The following is a 17,671-nucleotide window of genomic DNA, read 5'->3' on the forward strand; positions in this document are numbered from 1 at the left end:
GCGCCGGCTCAAAAAGGACGCGCCGGCAATAGTTCAAAGGAAAGAACTAAAAAGGAGATACATAATATGGCAAGAGAATTACTGATGGGAAATGAGGCCATCGGTCTGGGGGCTGTCCACGCGGGCATCAGCCTGGCGGCGGGGTATCCGGGGACGCCTTCCACAGAAATCCTGGAGACGGTGGCAAACTATAATAAGGAGAAGCGCATCCATGTAGAATGGTCTGTCAATGAGAAGGCGGCTCTTGAGGTGGCGGCGGGAGCATCCTATGCGGGAGCCAGAACACTTGTGACCATGAAGCAGGTGGGACTTAATGTGGCAAGCGATCCGGTGATGAGTCTGGCTTATATTGGAGTGGAAGGCGGAATGGTGATCGTCGCGGCGGATGATCCGGGACCGATTTCTTCCCAGACAGAGCAGGATACAAGAAGGTTTGGGGCGTTTTCTAAGCTTCCGGTCTTTGACCCCGTTTCTCCAGAGGAAGCGTATGAAATGGTAGAAGAAGCGTTCCGGTATTCAGAAGCATACCATACACCGGTAATCCTGCGTCCTACCACGCGAGTCTGTCATGGCTGCGCTTCTATTGAAGTAAAAGAAGAATCTTGGAAGTCCGCGCCAAGAGGATTTGTCAAAGACGCCGGGCGTTGGGTGATCTTTCCCAGACTTTCTTATCAAAACCATAAGAAGATAGAGGCAAGAAATGAAGAGCTTTCCCGCCAGTTTTCTAAATGTCGTTTCAATCATATAGAAGGCGGCATAAAAGGCGCAGACGGTGTGCCGCGAAAGGGCATCGCCGCGGGAGGCGTTTCCTATGCCTATGTGAAAGAGTCTCTGCCGGAAGAGGTGCCTCTTCTGAAGATTGGCACGCCCCATCCATTTCCGGAAGAGCTGGTGGTTGAATTCCTAAAAGGGCTGTCGGAAGTGTTGGTCCTGGAAGAATTAGATCCTATAATTGAAAAAGAATTGCTTTGTATCGCCGGAAAGTATCATCTTCCGGTTACGATCAAAGGGAAGCTGACCCATGATACCCAGAATGCGGGCGGGAACAGTGTGGAGAGCGTGAAAGCGGATTTGGCTGCTTTTCTGCCGGAATATCCGGAACTTGCGGAAACTGAAGAAAGTGCCGGAAAGGAGACGGAACAGCCCGCGCTTCCGATCCGTCCTCCGGTATTGTGCGCGGGCTGTCCCCACAGGGCGTCCTTCTATGCGGTAAAACGGGCGGTAAAAGGGAGAAAAGCGGTTTACAGCGGGGATATCGGATGTTATACGCTGGGGAACGCTAAACCTTTGGATATGGTAGATACCTGTCTTTGTATGGGAGCGGACGTTACCATTGCCCAGGGCCTGCATATCATAGAACCAGATGCGGTAAACTTTGCATTCATTGGAGATTCTACGTTTTTCGCGTCTGGAATTACGGGAGTGGTAAACGCGGTTTATAATCAGACGGATATTGTACTGATCATTCTGGACAATTCCACGACGGCTATGACCGGCCACCAGCCCCATCCGGGAACGGGCAGGACTATGATGGGAGAGATCGTGGAGAAGATCAGTATCCGGAAGATTCTGGAAGGCATTGGCGCGGCCAAGATCGTGGAGGCGGATCCGCTGGATCTGGAAGCGGCGGAGAACGCGGTCAAGCAGGTGCTGGATGTGCGGGGAGTCCGTGCGGTGATCTTTCGGTCTCCCTGCATCGCGGTAACAAAACCCAAGAAGCAGTATCAGGTGGAGGAAGAGACATGTACCTTCTGCCGTCAATGCATTCGGGAGATCGGGTGCCCGGCGATCTCAGCAGAAGACGGGAAAGCCCATATCGAGCCGTCCCTGTGCTTTGGCTGCGGGCTGTGTACTCAGATCTGCCATTTTAACGCCATAAAGGAGGTGGGGGCACATGAATAAGAATTGTCTGCTGTGCGGCGTGGGGGGGCAGGGAGTGATCCTGGCCTCAAAGCTGATCGCCTATGCGGCTATGGAGAAAGGACTTCAGGTGCGGACCACGGAGACCATCGGAATGTCTCAGAGAGGAGGAAGCGTGGTCAGCCACGTGCGTATGGGCGAGGCGGTCCACTCACCTATGATCCCCAAAGGAAAAGCAGATATACTTCTGGCTTTTGAGCCTGCGGAAGCAGTGCGGAACCTGGTTTATCTGAGGGAAGGCGGCGTAGTGGTCGTGAACCGGAAGGCTGTGAAATCAGCGGCTTCCACTCTGAGCCAGGACGGATATCAGGGACCGGAGATGCTGGAATTCTTAAGCAGACAGAATCTCCGCCTATATGTGGCAGACGGAGAAGCGCTGTGCGCTCAGGCAGGATCTCCGAAGGTGCTCAACGTCGCTCTTCTTGGGGCGGCCGCGGCCAGCAAAGCTTTGGATCTGACGCCGGGGGATCTTGAGACGCAGATCCGGAGAAAAGTAAAACCGTCTTATGTGGATATGAACTTGAAGGCCCTGGCCCTTGGCGCCAAGGTGGAAAAGGAAGGGAGGCCCAGCCGATGAAAATGACAGAATTACAGTTTCGACTGATCAAAGCAAATTTGAAGGTACTGACATCGAAGCCTTGCTTTTATAAAGAAAAATTCAAAGACATTGATATGGATTCTATCCAGAGTCAGGAAGATTTTGAGAAACTGCCGTTTACCTGGAAAGGAGATCTCAGAGAAGCGTACCCGCTGGGGCTCCAGGCAGAGCCGGACGAAGAGATCGTGCGGATCCATTCGTCTTCCGGGACTACGGGAACTCCGGTGATCATCCCTTATACGCAGAAAGATGTGGACGACTGGGCGAAAATGTTTGCCCGCTGTTATGAGATGGCCGGGATCACGGCTCTGGACCGGATCCAGATCACGCCGGGGTATGGACTGTGGACTGCCGGGATCGGATTCCAGCTTGGCGCGGAACATCTGGGGGCGATGACAATCCCAATGGGGCCGGGGAATACGGATAAACAGCTTCGGATGATGCAGGACCTGAAGGCGACAGTGCTTTGCGCTACTTCTTCTTACGCCCTTCTTCTTGCGGAAGAGATCGCAAAGCGGAACCTGACGGATAAAATCTATCTGAAAAAAGGCGTGATCGGTTCGGAACGCTGGGGCGAGAAGATGAGAAAAAGAATCGCCGCGGAGCTTGGCGTCCAGCTTTATGATATTTATGGACTGACGGAAGTGTACGGCCCAGGCATCGCCATGAGCTGCGATTATGAATGCGGCATGCATTACTGGGACGACTATGTATACTTTGAGATCGTAGATCCTAAGACCGGGGAAAATGTGCCGGATGGAGAGATCGGAGAATTGGTGATCACTACGCTGCGCAAGCAGGGAGCGCCGCTGATCCGTTACCGTACCCATGACCTGACCAGATTTATTCCGGGAGACTGTCCATGCGGGTCCAGATTCCCCAGGATCGATACGCTGATCGGACGGACCGACGACATGGTGAAAGTCAAAGGCGTGAATATCTTCCCAAGCCAGATCGAAGAGATGTTAAAAGGAGTGGAAGAGGCGTCCAGTGAGTATCAGTTCATGCTGGATCATATGAACGGCAAGGATGTGTGCACACTGTTTGTAGAGATCAACAAAGGAGCAGACCCAAAGGCGGCCGCCAGAGTGATCCAGCAGGAATTTAAGAGCAAGATCGGGATCATGACCAACGTAAAACCAGTGGCCATCGGGGATCTGCCCCGCAGCGAGAAGAAATCCACACGCATCTTTGATAACCGGTACTAGGAAAGGAACACAGACATGAGATTTCGCCCGTGTATTGATATCCACAATGGAAAAGTAAAGCAGATCGTAGGCGGCAGCCTTACGGACGAAGGGAACCAGGCCCAGGAGAATTTTGCCACAGAGCAGGGAGCGGAGTATTACGCAAAGCTTTATCAGAAAGACGGTCTCTTAGGCGGCCACGTGATCCTTTTAAATCCGGCGTCTTCTGAGTATTATCCAGAAACAAAGCGCCAGGCCCTGAATGCCCTCAAGGCTTATCCCGGAGGTCTGCAGATCGGCGGAGGGATCACCGCGGAAAACGCCGGGGAATACCTAAGCGCCGGGGCCAGCCATGTGATCGTGACTTCGTATATTTTCCAGAATGGTCAGATCTATTGGGAGAATTTGGAAAAGCTAAAACAGTCTGTTGGAAAAAAACATATTGTGGTGGACGTAAGCTGCCGGAAAAAGGACGGAGCTTACTATATCGTAACGGACCGCTGGCAGAAATTTACAGAAGTAAAATTGGAAGAAAGCATTTTGGATAAGATCAGCCAATGTTGTGATGAGTTCCTGGTCCATGGAGTAGACGTGGAGGGGAAGGCGGCTGGCGTGGATGAAGAACTGGCCGCTCTCCTTGGAAACTGGTCCGCGGTTCCGGTGACCTATGCCGGAGGTATCGGCAGTATGGAGGACTTGGAACGTTTCTTTCAGATCACGGGAGGAAGACTGGACTTTACCGTGGGAAGCGCCCTGGATCTCTTTGGAGGGAACCTGCCTTATGATCGGGTGAAAGGATATCGGGGAAGTTCTGGAGAGTGTTAGCGGATAGGAGAAAGGAGGCGTCTTATGAAAAACCAGTTTGGGACAGCGCTTCGGGCACAGATGGAAAAACTGGGGTTAAAAGAAAGCCAACTGGCGGAGGCTCTTGGGTATGATGCCACATATATTAGTAAATGGGTCAGTGGGAGCAAGCTGCCTTCTTCCCGCAATGCACAACAGATCATACAAAAGGTTTCTGATTTTTTTACAGAACAGTCGGAAAAGCAAGAGGATTCCTTTTTTGATGAGTTGAAAAGGGCCTATGACAAGGATAGCAGCTATCTGAATTTTCAGGCGTACAGCAGCGGCCAATTGGCAATGATCAATGACTCCAAGCAATTGTGCCAAATGGTGAAAGATGTGCTGCTGCGGACAGGAGGCAGTGACAGGCGGGAGATTTCTATTATGGCAGCCTTTGATCTCTTTGGGTTGTTTGGCAGTGAATTCAGGTATCTGATCCGGGAACTTCATGATACGGGTGTGAGAAAAGTGGAGTTAAGACTGGCGCTGGATCCAGAATTATTAAGCCAGGAGGAATGGGGCCGTTTTTATACGGGGAATATCCTGCATACGATTGATTCACTAGAATATGTAGAAATGTCGGTTGTGGCTTTGGAACCGGGCGCGCCTCAGATCTTGGTCATTGACGGTCTGTTCTGCGCGCAGATATTATGGAAAAAAGACAGTCATTTTATGGCGGTTTATTCATTGGAAACCGATATGACAGAACGGTTTGCGCAGATTGTCACACAGGTTTTAGAAAATGGGGAGAAGCTGCTGGATCCGGCGAAGCCGGAGAGTTTAAAGCGGACGAATGCGCAGATAGAGACATATTCGGATCAAAGGCAGTGGCTGTTTTTCAATGAACCGCCGTCTATACTTTTCCCGGATGAGATCATGGATTCTTTGATCAAACGCGCAGAGTCAAAAGATTATATGGATCACTTGATAAAAATGAAGAACATTTTTTCTAAATGGACTTGCAGATCTCAGATTGACCTGGTGCTGTATGCTTCAAGACTTGGCCAGTATCTGTCTGATGGACGTATCAGCGTGGGGAATGTAGAACAGAAGCTGACAAAAGACCAGGTGGACAGTCATTTGCGGCATTTGGCTAAGATTATGGAAGCAAATCCGCAATTGCGTGTCTGGCTGATTCGGGATACGGTGCAATTAGGAGAAGAATTCCGATGGTGTCCCTCAATTTTTATCGATACACATTTGCTGTATCTTGAGACTGCCAAAAATGCATCCATTGATAATTTTCACATTTCTATGGACCCCAGAATGAGGGAGGCTTTTAAGCGGTTTTTTGAGAATATGCTGAAACAGTCTTTTTGCAGCAGAATAACTGGGGAAGAACTTTTTGCGGTATCTATAGAAAGGAAAATAGAATAATCAAGAATCTTAGATATGGACTTGGATACATGAATTTCATGAATTCAGGTCCATTTGTTTTTCCTGTGACAGAATTCAGACAGGTTCAGTTGCCGGGAACAGGCGCTCCATGTATGCTTTAATTAGGAACTGGTGGTGGAGGTTGAGAAGGGAGAAATGCGGAATGGATATAAAGATAAATGATTTTATTAAATCTCAGGATAAGACAATGTATATTGATGATGACCCTTCACAAGCATCATCTCTGTCGATTGACTGCGGCGAAGGGATTAATATTATGCAGATTCCCCCTTGCTGGATGTCAGCGATTGAAAATCTGGACCTGGAATACATCCGGACCTATCCTCATACGCCGGGATTAAAAGAAGAAATCGTCCATTATTGGAAGGAGTGCGCAGCGATAGATGAGGAGAATATCTTTTTCATAGAAGGTTCTATGGATGGAATCCGTATCGCGTGTCGCGTGTTCCTGGAAAGAGGAGATCTGGTACTTGGAAATATTCCCACTTTTAACGCGGCGGAAGGCGAGATTAAGCTAAGCGGCGCAAAATACGATGGGATACTGCTGGAAGAGAAACAGAATTATGCGTTTGACTGCGGCAGATTTTTGGAGAAACTAAATGGTGGATATAAGATGGTATTTCTTGATAATCCCAACAATCCTACGGGACAGGTCATTCCATTGGAACAAATCCGGAAGATTGTAGATAAGGCGGCGGAATATGGGATAGGTGTCATTGTCGATGAAGCATATGGAGATTATATGTCTAAGGAGAATTCTGCGGCCAACCTGCTGGATCGATTTGAGAATGTGGCTGTCCTGCGCACCTTTTCTAAAGGATTTGGACTGGCAGGAATGAGAATCGGCTATATGATCACAAGCGGCGGACAGTTGAGCCGGGCAGTTTCAAAAGTGACGGATGGATATAAAGTGGGAATATTGTCCCGCCTGTTGGCAGTCAAAGCGCTGAGAGACACAGACTTTCTGAAGAGGGTAAATGAAGAGGCTGGAAAATTGAAAAAGGTTTTCCTTGAGGAAACCTGGGAGAATCTGAGTATTTCTGCAACAGGGAAAAACGTGCCGATCATGTTGTTGAGTCACAAAGAAACGAATGTGGATCTGGCCGGCTGTCTTGCGGAATATGGGATCAAAGCGATCTCTGGGATGGAATTTGACGGAATAGGGAAGAATAGTGTTAGATTCCGGGTGCCGCCGCAAAAAGATTTAGAAGAAGTGCTGAGGGCATTGAAAGAGATAGACAAACGCTAGACAGGATTATAGAAGGAAACGGAGTTGGGAACGCAGGGCATTGCGCCTTGGCGGTCTGCTCCGTTTCTTTTTTATTTTTGCTTCTCCATAAGATAAAAAGTGCTATAATCTAAGCAAAAATAACAACGTTAAAAGATATCTGCCAGTTAAGAAAAGAGAACGTGTATGTAAGAAGGGAGCAAATTTAATGAAAAAGTTTGTGCCAACGTTAAGTATAGTACTGTTTCCGTATGCCGTTGCGTTTGTACTGTACTGTATTTTCAGCGGTTTTCTAATGGAAAATATTTTTCAAAACAATGCTTATCTCTGTCTGATCCTATTAGTTATCATTTGGGCAGTGGCTTTCGTTTGCGCGGTTTCGACTTGCGCGGCCAGTTTGATAAGAAAATGGGATTTCGTTGAATTGTGCCGAGTAAATTTGTTGATTAAAACAATTTCAATTCCAGCATACCTTTTTATTTTTATATTTGGAATTGTATGTATGCTTACAATTTTTACATTTGCGATTTCCGTTATTCTGATGGTTTTAGATGTGATGTCTATTATATTAAGCGGTTTAATTGGTATATCTGCTGTTAAACGCAGTTACGATAATGAGGCTATATCAGCAGGTGAAATGGTTCTTTACAGTATTCTTCAATTTGTTTTTTGCGCGGATGTGATCATTTCTATTATTGTATTTCACAAATCAAAGAAAAAATCGAAAGCCGGTGTTTGAATCATTTCCTGTAAAATATATTGTGTATCAAGGATAAACGAGATAATAAATCCTAGTTGAATAAAGGGGAAGGAAACGCTTATGAAATTATCGGATATGTCTAACGGTCCCGACTGGATCATATGGGCGGCGGCAGCTTTATTTGCCCTTATCTCCATCATCCTGCTGTCTGGACGCGGAAGCGGGCTGATCGCGGGATACAATACGGCTTCAAAGGAAGAGAAGGCAAAGTATAACGCGAAAAAGCTATGCAGGGTATATGGAGGCGGAATGGCGGTCATTACCATTCTTCTCTTGGTCATGGGAGTGTTAGAAGACCAGCTGCCTGCCTGGTTTGCCTACATAGCGGTGGGGATCATTGTTCTTGACGTTTTGGTGCTGATGATCCTTGGGAATACGGTTTGTAAAAAGCGGTAGGTGCCCAGAGCCGAGGCGCCAACTCCGCCGCGCCATTCGCAAAATCCGCGTCTGCGACGCTTGCCCCGGCAGAAATGCCGGGATTTTGCTCATAGGAAGGCGCGCCACTCAAACAGAATACCACTCGAAACTTCATGCAAGCATGAGTTTACTCGTGGCACCCTGCTTGGCGGAGTTGGAAGAGTGGAATTGTAAACACTTTGTAAACGGCTTGAATTGAGGGGTAGTTAGTGCTAGAATGGAAAATGATTAAATTTATGACAAGGAGTTTATGTCTAGCATGGGTTTAATAGAGAAAATTTTTGGAACGCATAGTGAGAATGAACTGAAAAGGATCTATCCTATCGTAGATACGATCGAGGCGATGGAACCTGAAATGCAGTCTCTCTCAGATGGCGAACTTAAGGAAAAGACTAGAGAATTTAAGAAAAGGCTTTCGGATGGAGAGTCTCTGGATGATATTCTTCCGGAAGCTTTTGCGGTTGTTCGGGAGGCGGCGTCCAGGACTCTTGGAATGAAGCACTACCGGGTTCAGCTGGTGGGCGGTATCATCCTTCATCAGGGACGTATCGCAGAGATGAAGACAGGTGAAGGAAAGACGCTTGTTTCTACACTGCCTGCTTATTTAAATGCGCTGACCGGCGAAGGCGTCCATATTGTAACGGTCAATGACTATCTGGCGAAACGTGACGCCCAGTGGATGGGGCAGGTTCATGAATTCCTGGGCCTGACTGTGGGAGTAGTCCTAAACGGCATGGACAGTGATGAGCGCCGTGCCGCTTATAATTGCGATATTACTTATGTGACGAACAATGAGCTTGGATTCGACTATCTGAGAGACAACATGGTGATCTATAAGGAGCAGCTGGTGCAGAGAGGGCTGAAATACGCCATCATCGATGAAGTGGACTCTGTATTGATCGATGAAGCCAGAACTCCTCTTATCATATCCGGACAGAGCGGCAAATCTACTAAACTCTATGAGGCCTGCGATATCCTGGCCCGGCAGCTGGAACGCGGAGAGGCCAGCGGAGAGTTTTCCAAGATGAACGCCATCATGGGCGAAGAGATCGAAGAGACCGGAGATTTCATTGTCAATGAGAAAGAGAAAAATATCAATCTGACCGAAGACGGTGTGAAGAAAGTAGAGAAATTCTTCCATATCGACAACTTGGCAGACCCGGAGAACCTGGAGATCCAGCACAATATTATTCTTGCGCTGCGGGCTCATAATCTGATGTTCAGGGATCAGGACTATGTAGTGAAGGACGACGAGGTGCTGATCGTAGATGAATTTACCGGGCGTATCATGCCGGGACGGCGTTATTCCGACGGTCTCCATCAGGCGATCGAGGCAAAAGAGCATGTAAAGGTAAAGCGGGAGAGCAAGACTCTCGCTACGATCACCTTCCAGAATCTTTTTAATAAATTTGCGAAAAAAGCAGGTATGACAGGTACGGCCCTGACGGAAGAAAAGGAATTCCGTGAAATCTACGGCATGGACGTAGTAGAGATTCCGACCAATGTACCGGTGATCCGTAAGGATTTGGAAGATGCGGTATACAAGACCCAGAAAGAGAAGTTTAAGGCGGTGTGCGATGCCATTGAAGATGCGCACGCAAACCACCAGCCAGTGTTGGTAGGTACCATTACCATTGAGAATTCAGAACTTTTAAGCGGAATGTTAAAGCGGCGCGGAATCAAGCATAACGTACTGAACGCGAAGTTCCATGAGATGGAAGCGGAGATCGTTGCCCAGGCAGGCGTGCACGATGCGGTAACGATCGCTACAAATATGGCTGGACGTGGTACGGATATCAAGCTGGACGATGAGGCAAGAGCGGCCGGAGGACTGAAGATCATTGGTACAGAACGGCATGAGTCCCGTCGGATCGATAACCAGCTCAGAGGACGTTCCGGACGTCAGGGAGATCCGGGAGAGTCCAGATTCTACATTTCTCTGGAGGATGACCTTATGCGTCTGTTCGGCTCAGAGCGTCTGATGAGCATCTTCAATACGCTGGGTGTGGAAGAAGGGGAGCAGATCGAGCATAAGATGCTGTCCAGCGCCATTGAGAAGGCGCAGCAGAAGATCGAGAGCAATAACTTTGGCATCCGTAAGAACCTGTTGGAGTACGATCAGGTAATGAATGAGCAAAGAGAGATCATTTACGAAGAGAGACGCCGGGTTCTGGATGGAGAGAATATGCGGGATTCTATCTTCCACATGATCAATGACTATATCGAGAATACGGTGGATATGATGATATCCTCAGATCAGGACAGCGAGGACTGGGATCTGACAGAATTGAACATGACGATACACAAGACGATCCCTATGCCCTTTATCAGTGAAGAAGATGTGAAGGACATGAGCCAGAAAGAACTGAAGCATCTTCTGAAGGAACGGGCCGCAAAGGCTTATGAAGCAAAAGAAGCAGAGTTCCCAGAGCCGGAACATTTGAGAGAAGTAGAGCGGGTAGTCCTTCTGAAAGTCATTGACGCAAGATGGATGGCTCATATCGATGATATGGATCAGCTCAGACAGGGAATCGGCCTGCAGGCTTACGGCCAGAGAGATCCGAAAGTCGAGTACAAGATGCTGGGATACGATATGTTCGGCGAGATGACAAAGAGCATTACAGAGGATACTGTGCGCACATTGTTCCATGTAAGGATCGAACAGAAGGTAGAAAGAGAACAGGTGGCCAAAGTAACGGGAACCAATAAGGATGACTCTGCAGCCAAAGCGCCAAAGAAACGGGCGGAGAAGAAGATTTATCCAAATGATCCATGTCCCTGCGGAAGCGGCAAGAAATACAAACAGTGCTGCGGACGCAAATAAAAAGTAATAAATGATAGAACGAAATGAGGTGACAAGATGGTCGAGTTAGATCAGTATAAGAGTCTGATGAACGCTTACGAAGAACCTCTTGCCGAAATGAGGGATTCACTTTGACGTCTCTGGCAAGGAAAAGCGGATCGAAGAACTGGAGAGAAAAATAGAAGAGCCGGGATTCTGGGATGACCCGGAGCAGTCCCAGAAGGTGATGAAAGAATTAAAGAGCCTTCAGGAACTGGTAAAGAGAATGAGGGAACTGGGCCAAAGCCGGGAAGATATCATGGTCTTGATCGAAATGGCATATGAGGAAAACGATGGCTCTATGGCGAAGGAGATCCAAGAAGAAATCGGGCAGTTTGAAGAACAATTTGAAAACTTGAGGACACAGACCCTGCTCTCCGGAGAGTATGACGGCTGCAGCGCTATCGTAACGATCCATGCGGGAGCGGGCGGGACTGAGTCCTGCGACTGGGCCGGAATGTTATACCGGATGTATACCCGGTGGGCTGAGAGAAAAGGATTCTCGATCCAGGTGCTGGATTTTCTGGACGGGGATATCGCCGGCATCAAGGGAGTAACCTTTCAGGTGGACGGCGAAAACGCTTACGGATATCTGAAGTCTGAGAAGGGAGTGCACCGTCTGGTGAGGATTTCCCCATTCAACGCCGCGGGAAAGCGGCAGACGTCTTTCGCTTCCTGCGATGTGGTTCCTGATATTGAAGACGATATTGATATTGAGATCGCGGATGACGATCTGAAGATCGATACCTACCGGGCCAGCGGCGCGGGCGGCCAGCATGTAAACAAGACTTCATCGGCGATCCGTATCACCCATCTCCCAACAGGGATCGTGGTACAGTGCCAGAATGAACGGTCTCAGCATCATAATAAGGAAAAAGCAATGCAGATGCTGAAGGTAAAGCTGAAAATGATGAAGGAGCAGGAGCAGGCGGAGAAAGTATCTGATATCCGCGGAGAGATAAAAGAGATCGGATTTGGAAATCAGATCCGGTCCTACGTGATGCAGCCATATACATTGGTGAAGGATCACCGGACAAATGTAGAGAGCGGCAATGTAAACGCCGTTCTGGATGGGGGCATTGACATGTTCATCAATGCGTATCTGAAGGAAACAGTGAACAGTTAAAGGGAGGAAAGTATGATAAACATAGCGGTAATGGGTTATGGAACCGTTGGTTCCGGCGTGGTGGAAGTGATCGATACCAATGGGAAACGGATCAACCAGAGAATCGGCGAGGAGCTGAACATTAAATATGTGCTTGACCTAAAGGATTTCCCGGGGAATCCGGTGCAGGAGAAGATCATTCATGATTTTGAGACCATCATCAATGATGACGAGGTTCAGATCGTGGTAGAAGTTATGGGAGGGATCGAGCCTGCGTATACCTTTGTGAAGCGCTGTCTTTTGGCGGGCAAATGTGTGGCCACTTCCAATAAAGCGCTGGTGGCGAAGCATGGCGCGGAGCTGCTGTCCATTGCCAGAGAGAAAAATATCAACTTCCTGTTTGAGGCCAGTGTGGGAGGCGGGATTCCCATCATCCGCCCGCTGAATTCTTCCCTGACGGCGGATGAGATCGAAGAGATCACCGGTATCTTAAATGGGACCACCAACTATATGCTGACCAAGATGTTCTACGAAGGGGCGGATTATGACACCGTCCTGAAAGAAGCTCAGGCAAACGGCTACGCTGAGAGAAGCCCGGAGGCGGACGTAGAAGGATATGACGCCTGCCGGAAGATCGCCATCCTCTCTTCTTTGATCTCCGGACAGCAGGTGGATTTCGAGGATATATACTGTGAGGGCATCACCCAGATCACGGTAGAAGATATGAAGTACGCAAAAGAGATGGGGATGACCATCAAGCTTCTGGCTTCCAGCAAGCGTCAGGGAGGAAGACTCCACGCCATCGTAGCGCCGTGCCTGCTTTATCCGGAACATCCCCTCTATAATGTGAATGGCGTATTCAACGCGATCTTTGTACATGGAAATGTTCTTGGAGACGCGATGTTCTATGGAAGCGGCGCGGGAAAACTTCCGACAGCCAGCGCCGTAGTATCCGATGTGGTGGAAGCGGCTAAGAATCTGCACCGGAATGTGATGACAATGTGGAAGCAGGAAAAGCTCCAGATCGAGGACAAGGCAGATGCCAAGAGAAGATTCTTTATCCGTATGAAGGGAGATCCGGATGAAATGCTTTCAGATCTGCAATATTCCTTTGGGGATATCCAGATCGTCCGGGTACCTGGTCTGGAAGGAGAATTTGGATTTACCACCCATGTCATGATGGAAGGGGATTATGACACCCGCGCGAAGCGTTATAAAGATCAGATCCTGCATATGATCCGGATTGAGGATCTGGAAGGAACGGGAGAATAGCGAATGAAATATGTAGTTGTCTTAAGTGATGGAATGGCGGGAAGACCTTTAGCACAGCTTGGAGGACGGACAACACTGGAAGCGGCGGAAACTCCGGTGATGGATGCGCTGGCTCCTAAAGCGGAGCTTGGGATGGCGTCCATGGTTCCGGAAGGAATGGCGCCGGGAAGCGATACGGCGAATCTGTCTGTCATGGGGTACGATCCCAGGATCTATTATACAGGGCGCTCTCCTTTGGAGGCTTTGAGCATTGGAGTGCGGATGGAAGAGACGGATGTTTCCTTCCGATGTAATCTGGTCACCTTGTCTGAGGAGGCCGGTCCCTACGAGAACCGGGAGATGATCGACCATAGTTCTGACGAGATAGAGACAGAAGAAGCCGCTCAGCTTTTGAAGGCATTGGAAGAGGGATTGGAAAAAGAGGGGTTTAGGTTTTACACAGGAACCAGCTACCGGCATCTTCTGGTGTGGAAAGAAGGAGAACTTCTTGAAATGACACCGCCCCATGATATCCTGGGGCGCGGGATCAAAGAATACCTTCCCAGTGACCCTGTTTTCCGGGAGATGATGGAGAAAAGCTATGACATCTTAGAGCATCATCCCATCAATGAAGCGAGAAGGAAGCGGGGACTTCATCCGGCCAACTCCGCCTGGTTCTGGGGAGCCGGCAAAAAGCCGTCCCTTCCGAACTTCCGGGAACGGATGGGGAAGAAAGGGATTATGATCTCCGCGGTGGATCTTTTAAAAGGCATCGCGGTGGGAGCTGGAATGGACTGCGCTTTTGTAGAAGGGGCTAACGGCGGACTCCATACGAATTATGAAGGAAAAGCCGCGGCCGCGGTTGGAGCGCTGACCGAGAAGGGGTATGATTTTGCCTATATCCATATAGAAGCGCCGGATGAAATGGGCCATCAGGGACAGGTCCAGGATAAGCTCACGGCTATTGAGTATGTGGATCAGAGAGTTTTAAAGCCAGTGGTAGAAGGGCTTAGGGAAGCCAGAGAAGAGTTTCGCCTCCTCCTTCTGCCGGACCATCCTACGCCTATCGAAGCGCGCACCCATACTGGAGAAGCCGTGCCCTATCTGCTCTATGACAGCACAAGACCAATGGAGGGCCAAGAGGCGTATAACGAAAAAACAGCGGCTCGGACTGGCAGAAACTGGCCGGACGGATACCAGCTGATCAATCATTTACTACAGGAGGAACTATGCTGATCGTAAAGAAATTCGGCGGCACATCGGTCGCTGACAAGGAAAGAATTTATAATGTGGCCAGGCGCTGCATTGAGGATTATAAAGCGGGACATGACGTCGTGGTAGTCCTTTCGGCAATGGGAAAGACGACGGATGAACTGATCGCCCTGGCTGAAAGTGTGAATCCAAAAGCGAAAAAGCGGGAATTAGATATGCTTTTGACCACGGGAGAGCAGGTTTCTGTATCATTGATGGCGATGGCTATGCAGGCCATGGATGTGCCGGCGGTATCCCTGAACGCGTTCCAGGTGCGGATGCATTCCACATCCCGGTACGGGAACGCCAGATTCAAACGGGTGGATACCGAGAGGATCCAGCACGAATTGGATTCCCGTAAGATCGTGATCGTCACAGGGTTCCAGGGGGTGAATAAATATGATGATATCACCACTCTTGGGAGGGGCGGCTCCGATACAACGGCCGTGGCTCTGGCGGCGGTCCTCCACGCGGATAAATGTGAGATCTATACGGATGTAGACGGGATTTATACAGCAGATCCGCGGGTAGTAAAGACCGCGAGAAAGCTGGAGTCTATCAGTTATGATGAGATGCTGGAACTTGCCAGCCTTGGAGCGAAGGTGCTCCACAACCGTTCTGTGGAAATGGCGAAGAAATATAATGTAGAATTGGTCGTGCGTTCCAGTCTGAATGAGACGGAAGGAACTGTGGTCAAGGAGGTAGCGAACGTGGAAAAATTATTAGTAACAGGAGTTGCGGCAGATAAAAATACAGCAAGGATCTCTGTGATCGGGGTAGAGGATAAGCCGGGAGTGGCGTTCCGCATTTTTGACGTACTTGCGAAAAACGGGATCAATGTAGATATTATCCTTCAGTCGGTAGGAAGAGATGGGACCAAGGATATCTCCTTTACCGTGGCGGAGGAAGACCTGGAAGGCGCGATCGCCATTCTGGAAAAGAATAAAGAAAGACTTACTATTAAAGAGATCGTATGGAATGAACATGTGGCGAAACTGTCTGTGGTAGGGGCCGGAATGATGAGTAATCCGGGAGTCGCGGCGAAGATGTTCGAGTCTTTGTATAACTCCAGGATCAATATCAACATGATCTCTACTTCTGAGATCCGGATCACAGTGCTGGTAGATGAGAAGGATATCGACAAAGCTATGAACGCGGTTCACGATGGATTTGAAGTTAATGACTAATTGGATCTGGCGCTAGAAAGGAAACCGGCGATCAGCTGTCTGCTTTCCTGAGAAAGGGAGCGGAACCGGATGATAAAATCCAGTTCTTCCTGGGAAAGATAGATGGCTGCGTCGGTCTTTTTGTCTTTTGCGAGAAGATAAGGAATCTGGCTCTCTGCCAAAAGCTCCTGAGGACGGAGGGAGTCCTCCAGATTGTGAAGGACTAAAGTGTCAAGTGAAAGATGATAAAACCGGGAGAGATAAAGGAGAGAATCCAGATCAGGCGTCCGTTTGCTGGTTTCATAGTTAGAATAAGCCTGCCGGGAGATGTTGAGCATCTTGCTCAGATCCTTCTGAGTCAGTCCATGCTTTTTCCTGAGATAGCGCAAGTTGTTGGCAAGCTGTATATTGGACATCGCCGTTATCCTCCCTGATTATTATTTGGTAATAGTGATAGTATAGCAATTTGTCCAATAAATAGGTAAATATGCCTCGAAATGTTACAAAAGGCGATAAAGCAACATAACGTTGCCTTATCGCCTGCTTAGATTACTGTTATGGTATTTAGAGGAAAAGGTTACATCCTCGCCAAACCAGTCGGGAGGAATAAAAGCGTTTGCCGTCTCCTCATCAGGAAATTCTACCTCCACCAGCTGGAGGGGAGCAAGCTCTCCCTCAAACAGATCCAGCTCGGCGGTTAATGAGCCGGGAAGGGGGAGCAGATATCTCTTTTTCTGGATCAGCCTTCCATCGATCTTGGGGAGCATGTGCTGGTAAGCCTCTTGGGTAAGAGGAAGATTATGTTCCTCCCGGATCATAAGTCCTTTGGACTTGTAGGTGAGTTCGCATCGGTCATCATCCCTGCGGATGCGAACGACAGGTTCGATGCAGAGATAGCCCTGTTCGATTCTGCGGCAGGGGTAGGAGTCAAGATGATCTGGAAGTTTCCGGACCAGATATTTGCGTTCGATTTCCATAGTATATCCTCCTTTTTTATTAATATAAACGTATTTACACTAAATGTAAACGGTGTTAATATTTAAGTATACGTGCTGGAGCAGGGGTTAGGTGCTTCAAATTTAATATCATAAAAGAAAGGAAGAAGCGGGAAATGAAAAGAGTGAGTGTATTGTTGGCAGACGGTTTTGAAGAAGTTGAAGCTTTGACAGTGGTAGACCTGCTCAGAAGAGCTAAGGTTTATGTGGATACAGTTTCTATCATGGATGATTACACGGTCCGCGGATCTCACGGGATCAATGTGCAGACGGAAGACCTGTTCGATGAAGTGAATTTTGCGGAATTTGACATGATCGTTCTTCCGGGGGGGATGCCGGGAACGACAAATCTGAAAGCCCACAGCGGCGTTCGGAAAATCGTTAAGGAGTTCGCGGACGAAGGCAAATACGTAGCGGCAATCTGCGCGGCGCCCACGATCCTGGCGGATCTGGGACTTCTGAAAGGGAAACGGGTTACCTGTTATCCGGCTATGGAGAAAGAGATTCCGGGAGCTGTGATCACCCGCGCTCCTGTAACGGTGGATGGAACGATCATTACCAGCCGGGGAGTAGGAACGGCGATCGATTTTGCCCTGGAATTGATCCAGACTTTGGAGGGCCGGGAGAAGACAGAAGAGATTGCGGAATCTATTGTTTATGAATAAAAAAGTTCCGCTGGATATTTACTAGGGTTTGTGTTATACTTCTTT

The 17,671-nt window shown here is 48.7% G+C and carries 16 protein-coding genes; 14 read left to right on the forward strand and 2 right to left on the reverse strand.

Annotation, left to right across the window (positions count from 1 at the left end; genetic code table 11):
• The first annotated feature begins 66 nt into the window (after nucleotides 1-66).
• From iorA to FND36_04870, 13 genes are all read left to right on the forward strand, one after another.
• The gene (iorA, locus tag FND36_04810) at nucleotides 67-1,902 is read left to right on the forward strand and encodes an indolepyruvate ferredoxin oxidoreductase subunit alpha (GenBank protein ID QDW73423.1); all 1,836 of its coding nucleotides are present in this window, start codon (nucleotides 67-69) and stop codon (nucleotides 1,900-1,902) included.
• The gene (locus FND36_04815; protein QDW73424.1) at nucleotides 1,895-2,497 is read left to right on the forward strand and encodes a pyruvate ferredoxin oxidoreductase; all 603 of its coding nucleotides are present in this window, start codon (nucleotides 1,895-1,897) and stop codon (nucleotides 2,495-2,497) included. The genes iorA and FND36_04815 overlap by 8 nt, the downstream gene beginning before the upstream one ends.
• Nucleotides 2,494-3,726 carry a phenylacetate--CoA ligase gene (locus tag FND36_04820; GenBank protein ID QDW73425.1) on the forward strand — a complete coding sequence of 411 codons (1,233 nt, stop codon included), beginning with the start codon at nucleotides 2,494-2,496 and terminating at the stop codon, nucleotides 3,724-3,726. The genes FND36_04815 and FND36_04820 overlap by 4 nt, the downstream gene beginning before the upstream one ends.
• A gap of 15 nt (nucleotides 3,727-3,741) precedes the next feature.
• Complete coding sequence (hisA, locus tag FND36_04825) at nucleotides 3,742-4,530, forward strand: phosphoribosylformimino-5-aminoimidazole carboxamide ribotide isomerase (protein QDW73426.1); 789 nt, start codon at nucleotides 3,742-3,744, stop codon at nucleotides 4,528-4,530.
• 24 nt (nucleotides 4,531-4,554) lie between these two features.
• Nucleotides 4,555-5,925: a helix-turn-helix transcriptional regulator gene (locus FND36_04830; GenBank protein ID QDW73427.1), complete on the forward strand. Its 1,371-nt coding sequence runs from the start codon at nucleotides 4,555-4,557 to the stop codon at nucleotides 5,923-5,925.
• Nucleotides 5,926-6,034: 109 nt separating this feature from the next.
• The gene (locus tag FND36_04835) at nucleotides 6,035-7,195 is read left to right on the forward strand and encodes a pyridoxal phosphate-dependent aminotransferase (protein ID QDW73428.1); all 1,161 of its coding nucleotides are present in this window, start codon (nucleotides 6,035-6,037) and stop codon (nucleotides 7,193-7,195) included.
• A 187-nt stretch (nucleotides 7,196-7,382) separates the two neighbouring features.
• The gene (locus FND36_04840; GenBank protein QDW73429.1) at nucleotides 7,383-7,913 is read left to right on the forward strand and encodes a hypothetical protein; all 531 of its coding nucleotides are present in this window, start codon (nucleotides 7,383-7,385) and stop codon (nucleotides 7,911-7,913) included.
• 81 nt (nucleotides 7,914-7,994) lie between these two features.
• Complete coding sequence (locus tag FND36_04845; protein QDW73430.1) at nucleotides 7,995-8,330, forward strand: DUF3784 domain-containing protein; 336 nt, start codon at nucleotides 7,995-7,997, stop codon at nucleotides 8,328-8,330.
• Between the two features lie 280 nt (nucleotides 8,331-8,610).
• Nucleotides 8,611-11,175, forward strand: coding sequence for a preprotein translocase subunit SecA (gene secA / locus FND36_04850; GenBank protein ID QDW73431.1), 2,565 nt, complete (start codon nucleotides 8,611-8,613; stop codon nucleotides 11,173-11,175).
• A gap of 36 nt (nucleotides 11,176-11,211) precedes the next feature.
• Nucleotides 11,212-12,319, forward strand: a protein-coding gene (locus FND36_04855; protein ID QDW73432.1) for a peptide chain release factor 2 whose coding sequence is annotated in 2 segments (ribosomal slippage) — nucleotides 11,212-11,286 and nucleotides 11,288-12,319 — 1,107 coding nt in all. Because the reading frame shifts where the segments join, the coding sequence is not laid out codon by codon here.
• A gap of 12 nt (nucleotides 12,320-12,331) precedes the next feature.
• Nucleotides 12,332-13,570, forward strand: a complete 1,239-nt coding sequence (locus FND36_04860; protein ID QDW73433.1) for a homoserine dehydrogenase — start codon at nucleotides 12,332-12,334, stop codon at nucleotides 13,568-13,570.
• A gap of 3 nt (nucleotides 13,571-13,573) precedes the next feature.
• Nucleotides 13,574-14,785: a cofactor-independent phosphoglycerate mutase gene (locus FND36_04865; GenBank protein ID QDW73434.1), complete on the forward strand. Its 1,212-nt coding sequence runs from the start codon at nucleotides 13,574-13,576 to the stop codon at nucleotides 14,783-14,785.
• Nucleotides 14,779-15,987, forward strand: a complete 1,209-nt coding sequence (locus FND36_04870; GenBank protein QDW73435.1) for an aspartate kinase — start codon at nucleotides 14,779-14,781, stop codon at nucleotides 15,985-15,987. The genes FND36_04865 and FND36_04870 overlap by 7 nt, the downstream gene beginning before the upstream one ends.
• Here FND36_04870 and FND36_04875 read toward each other — a convergent pair.
• Nucleotides 15,984-16,382: a helix-turn-helix domain-containing protein gene (locus tag FND36_04875; GenBank protein ID QDW73436.1), complete on the reverse strand. Its 399-nt coding sequence runs from the start codon at nucleotides 16,380-16,382 to the stop codon at nucleotides 15,984-15,986. The genes FND36_04870 and FND36_04875 overlap by 4 nt on opposite strands.
• Nucleotides 16,383-16,499: 117 nt before the next feature.
• A complete protein-coding gene (locus FND36_04880) occupies nucleotides 16,500-16,943 on the reverse strand; it encodes a CYTH domain-containing protein (GenBank protein ID QDW73437.1) in 444 nt (147 codons plus the stop codon).
• Between the two features lie 134 nt (nucleotides 16,944-17,077).
• On the opposite strand from FND36_04880, the gene FND36_04885 reads away from it, so the two are divergent.
• Nucleotides 17,078-17,626, forward strand: a complete 549-nt coding sequence (locus tag FND36_04885) for a DJ-1/PfpI family protein (GenBank protein ID QDW73438.1) — start codon at nucleotides 17,078-17,080, stop codon at nucleotides 17,624-17,626.
• Nucleotides 17,627-17,671 lie beyond the last annotated feature (45 nt).

This window comes from Lachnospiraceae bacterium KGMB03038, assembly GCA_007361935.1.
Classification (GTDB): Bacteria; Bacillota; Clostridia; order Lachnospirales; family Lachnospiraceae; genus Massilistercora.

What these genes read in the sequence shown, in the direction of transcription:
- iorA (QDW73423.1), top strand. Translation starts at nt 67, where the DNA reads ATGGCAAGAGAATTACTGATGGGAAATGAGGCCATCGGTCTGGGGGCT.
- FND36_04815 (QDW73424.1), top strand. Translation starts at nt 1,895, where the DNA reads ATGAATAAGAATTGTCTGCTGTGCGGCGTGGGGGGGCAGGGAGTGATC.
- FND36_04820 (QDW73425.1), top strand. Translation starts at nt 2,494, where the DNA reads ATGAAAATGACAGAATTACAGTTTCGACTGATCAAAGCAAATTTGAAG.
- hisA (QDW73426.1), top strand. Translation starts at nt 3,742, where the DNA reads ATGAGATTTCGCCCGTGTATTGATATCCACAATGGAAAAGTAAAGCAG.
- FND36_04830 (QDW73427.1), top strand. Translation starts at nt 4,555, where the DNA reads ATGAAAAACCAGTTTGGGACAGCGCTTCGGGCACAGATGGAAAAACTG.
- FND36_04835 (QDW73428.1), top strand. Translation starts at nt 6,035, where the DNA reads ATGTATGCTTTAATTAGGAACTGGTGGTGGAGGTTGAGAAGGGAGAAA.
- FND36_04840 (QDW73429.1), top strand. Translation starts at nt 7,383, where the DNA reads ATGAAAAAGTTTGTGCCAACGTTAAGTATAGTACTGTTTCCGTATGCC.
- FND36_04845 (QDW73430.1), top strand. Translation starts at nt 7,995, where the DNA reads ATGAAATTATCGGATATGTCTAACGGTCCCGACTGGATCATATGGGCG.
- secA (QDW73431.1), top strand. Translation starts at nt 8,611, where the DNA reads ATGGGTTTAATAGAGAAAATTTTTGGAACGCATAGTGAGAATGAACTG.
- FND36_04860 (QDW73433.1), top strand. Translation starts at nt 12,332, where the DNA reads ATGATAAACATAGCGGTAATGGGTTATGGAACCGTTGGTTCCGGCGTG.
- FND36_04865 (QDW73434.1), top strand. Translation starts at nt 13,574, where the DNA reads ATGAAATATGTAGTTGTCTTAAGTGATGGAATGGCGGGAAGACCTTTA.
- FND36_04870 (QDW73435.1), top strand. Translation starts at nt 14,779, where the DNA reads ATGCTGATCGTAAAGAAATTCGGCGGCACATCGGTCGCTGACAAGGAA.
- FND36_04875 (QDW73436.1), bottom strand. Translation starts at nt 16,382, where the DNA reads ATGTCCAATATACAGCTTGCCAACAACTTGCGCTATCTCAGGAAAAAG.
- FND36_04880 (QDW73437.1), bottom strand. Translation starts at nt 16,943, where the DNA reads ATGGAAATCGAACGCAAATATCTGGTCCGGAAACTTCCAGATCATCTT.
- FND36_04885 (QDW73438.1), top strand. Translation starts at nt 17,078, where the DNA reads ATGAAAAGAGTGAGTGTATTGTTGGCAGACGGTTTTGAAGAAGTTGAA.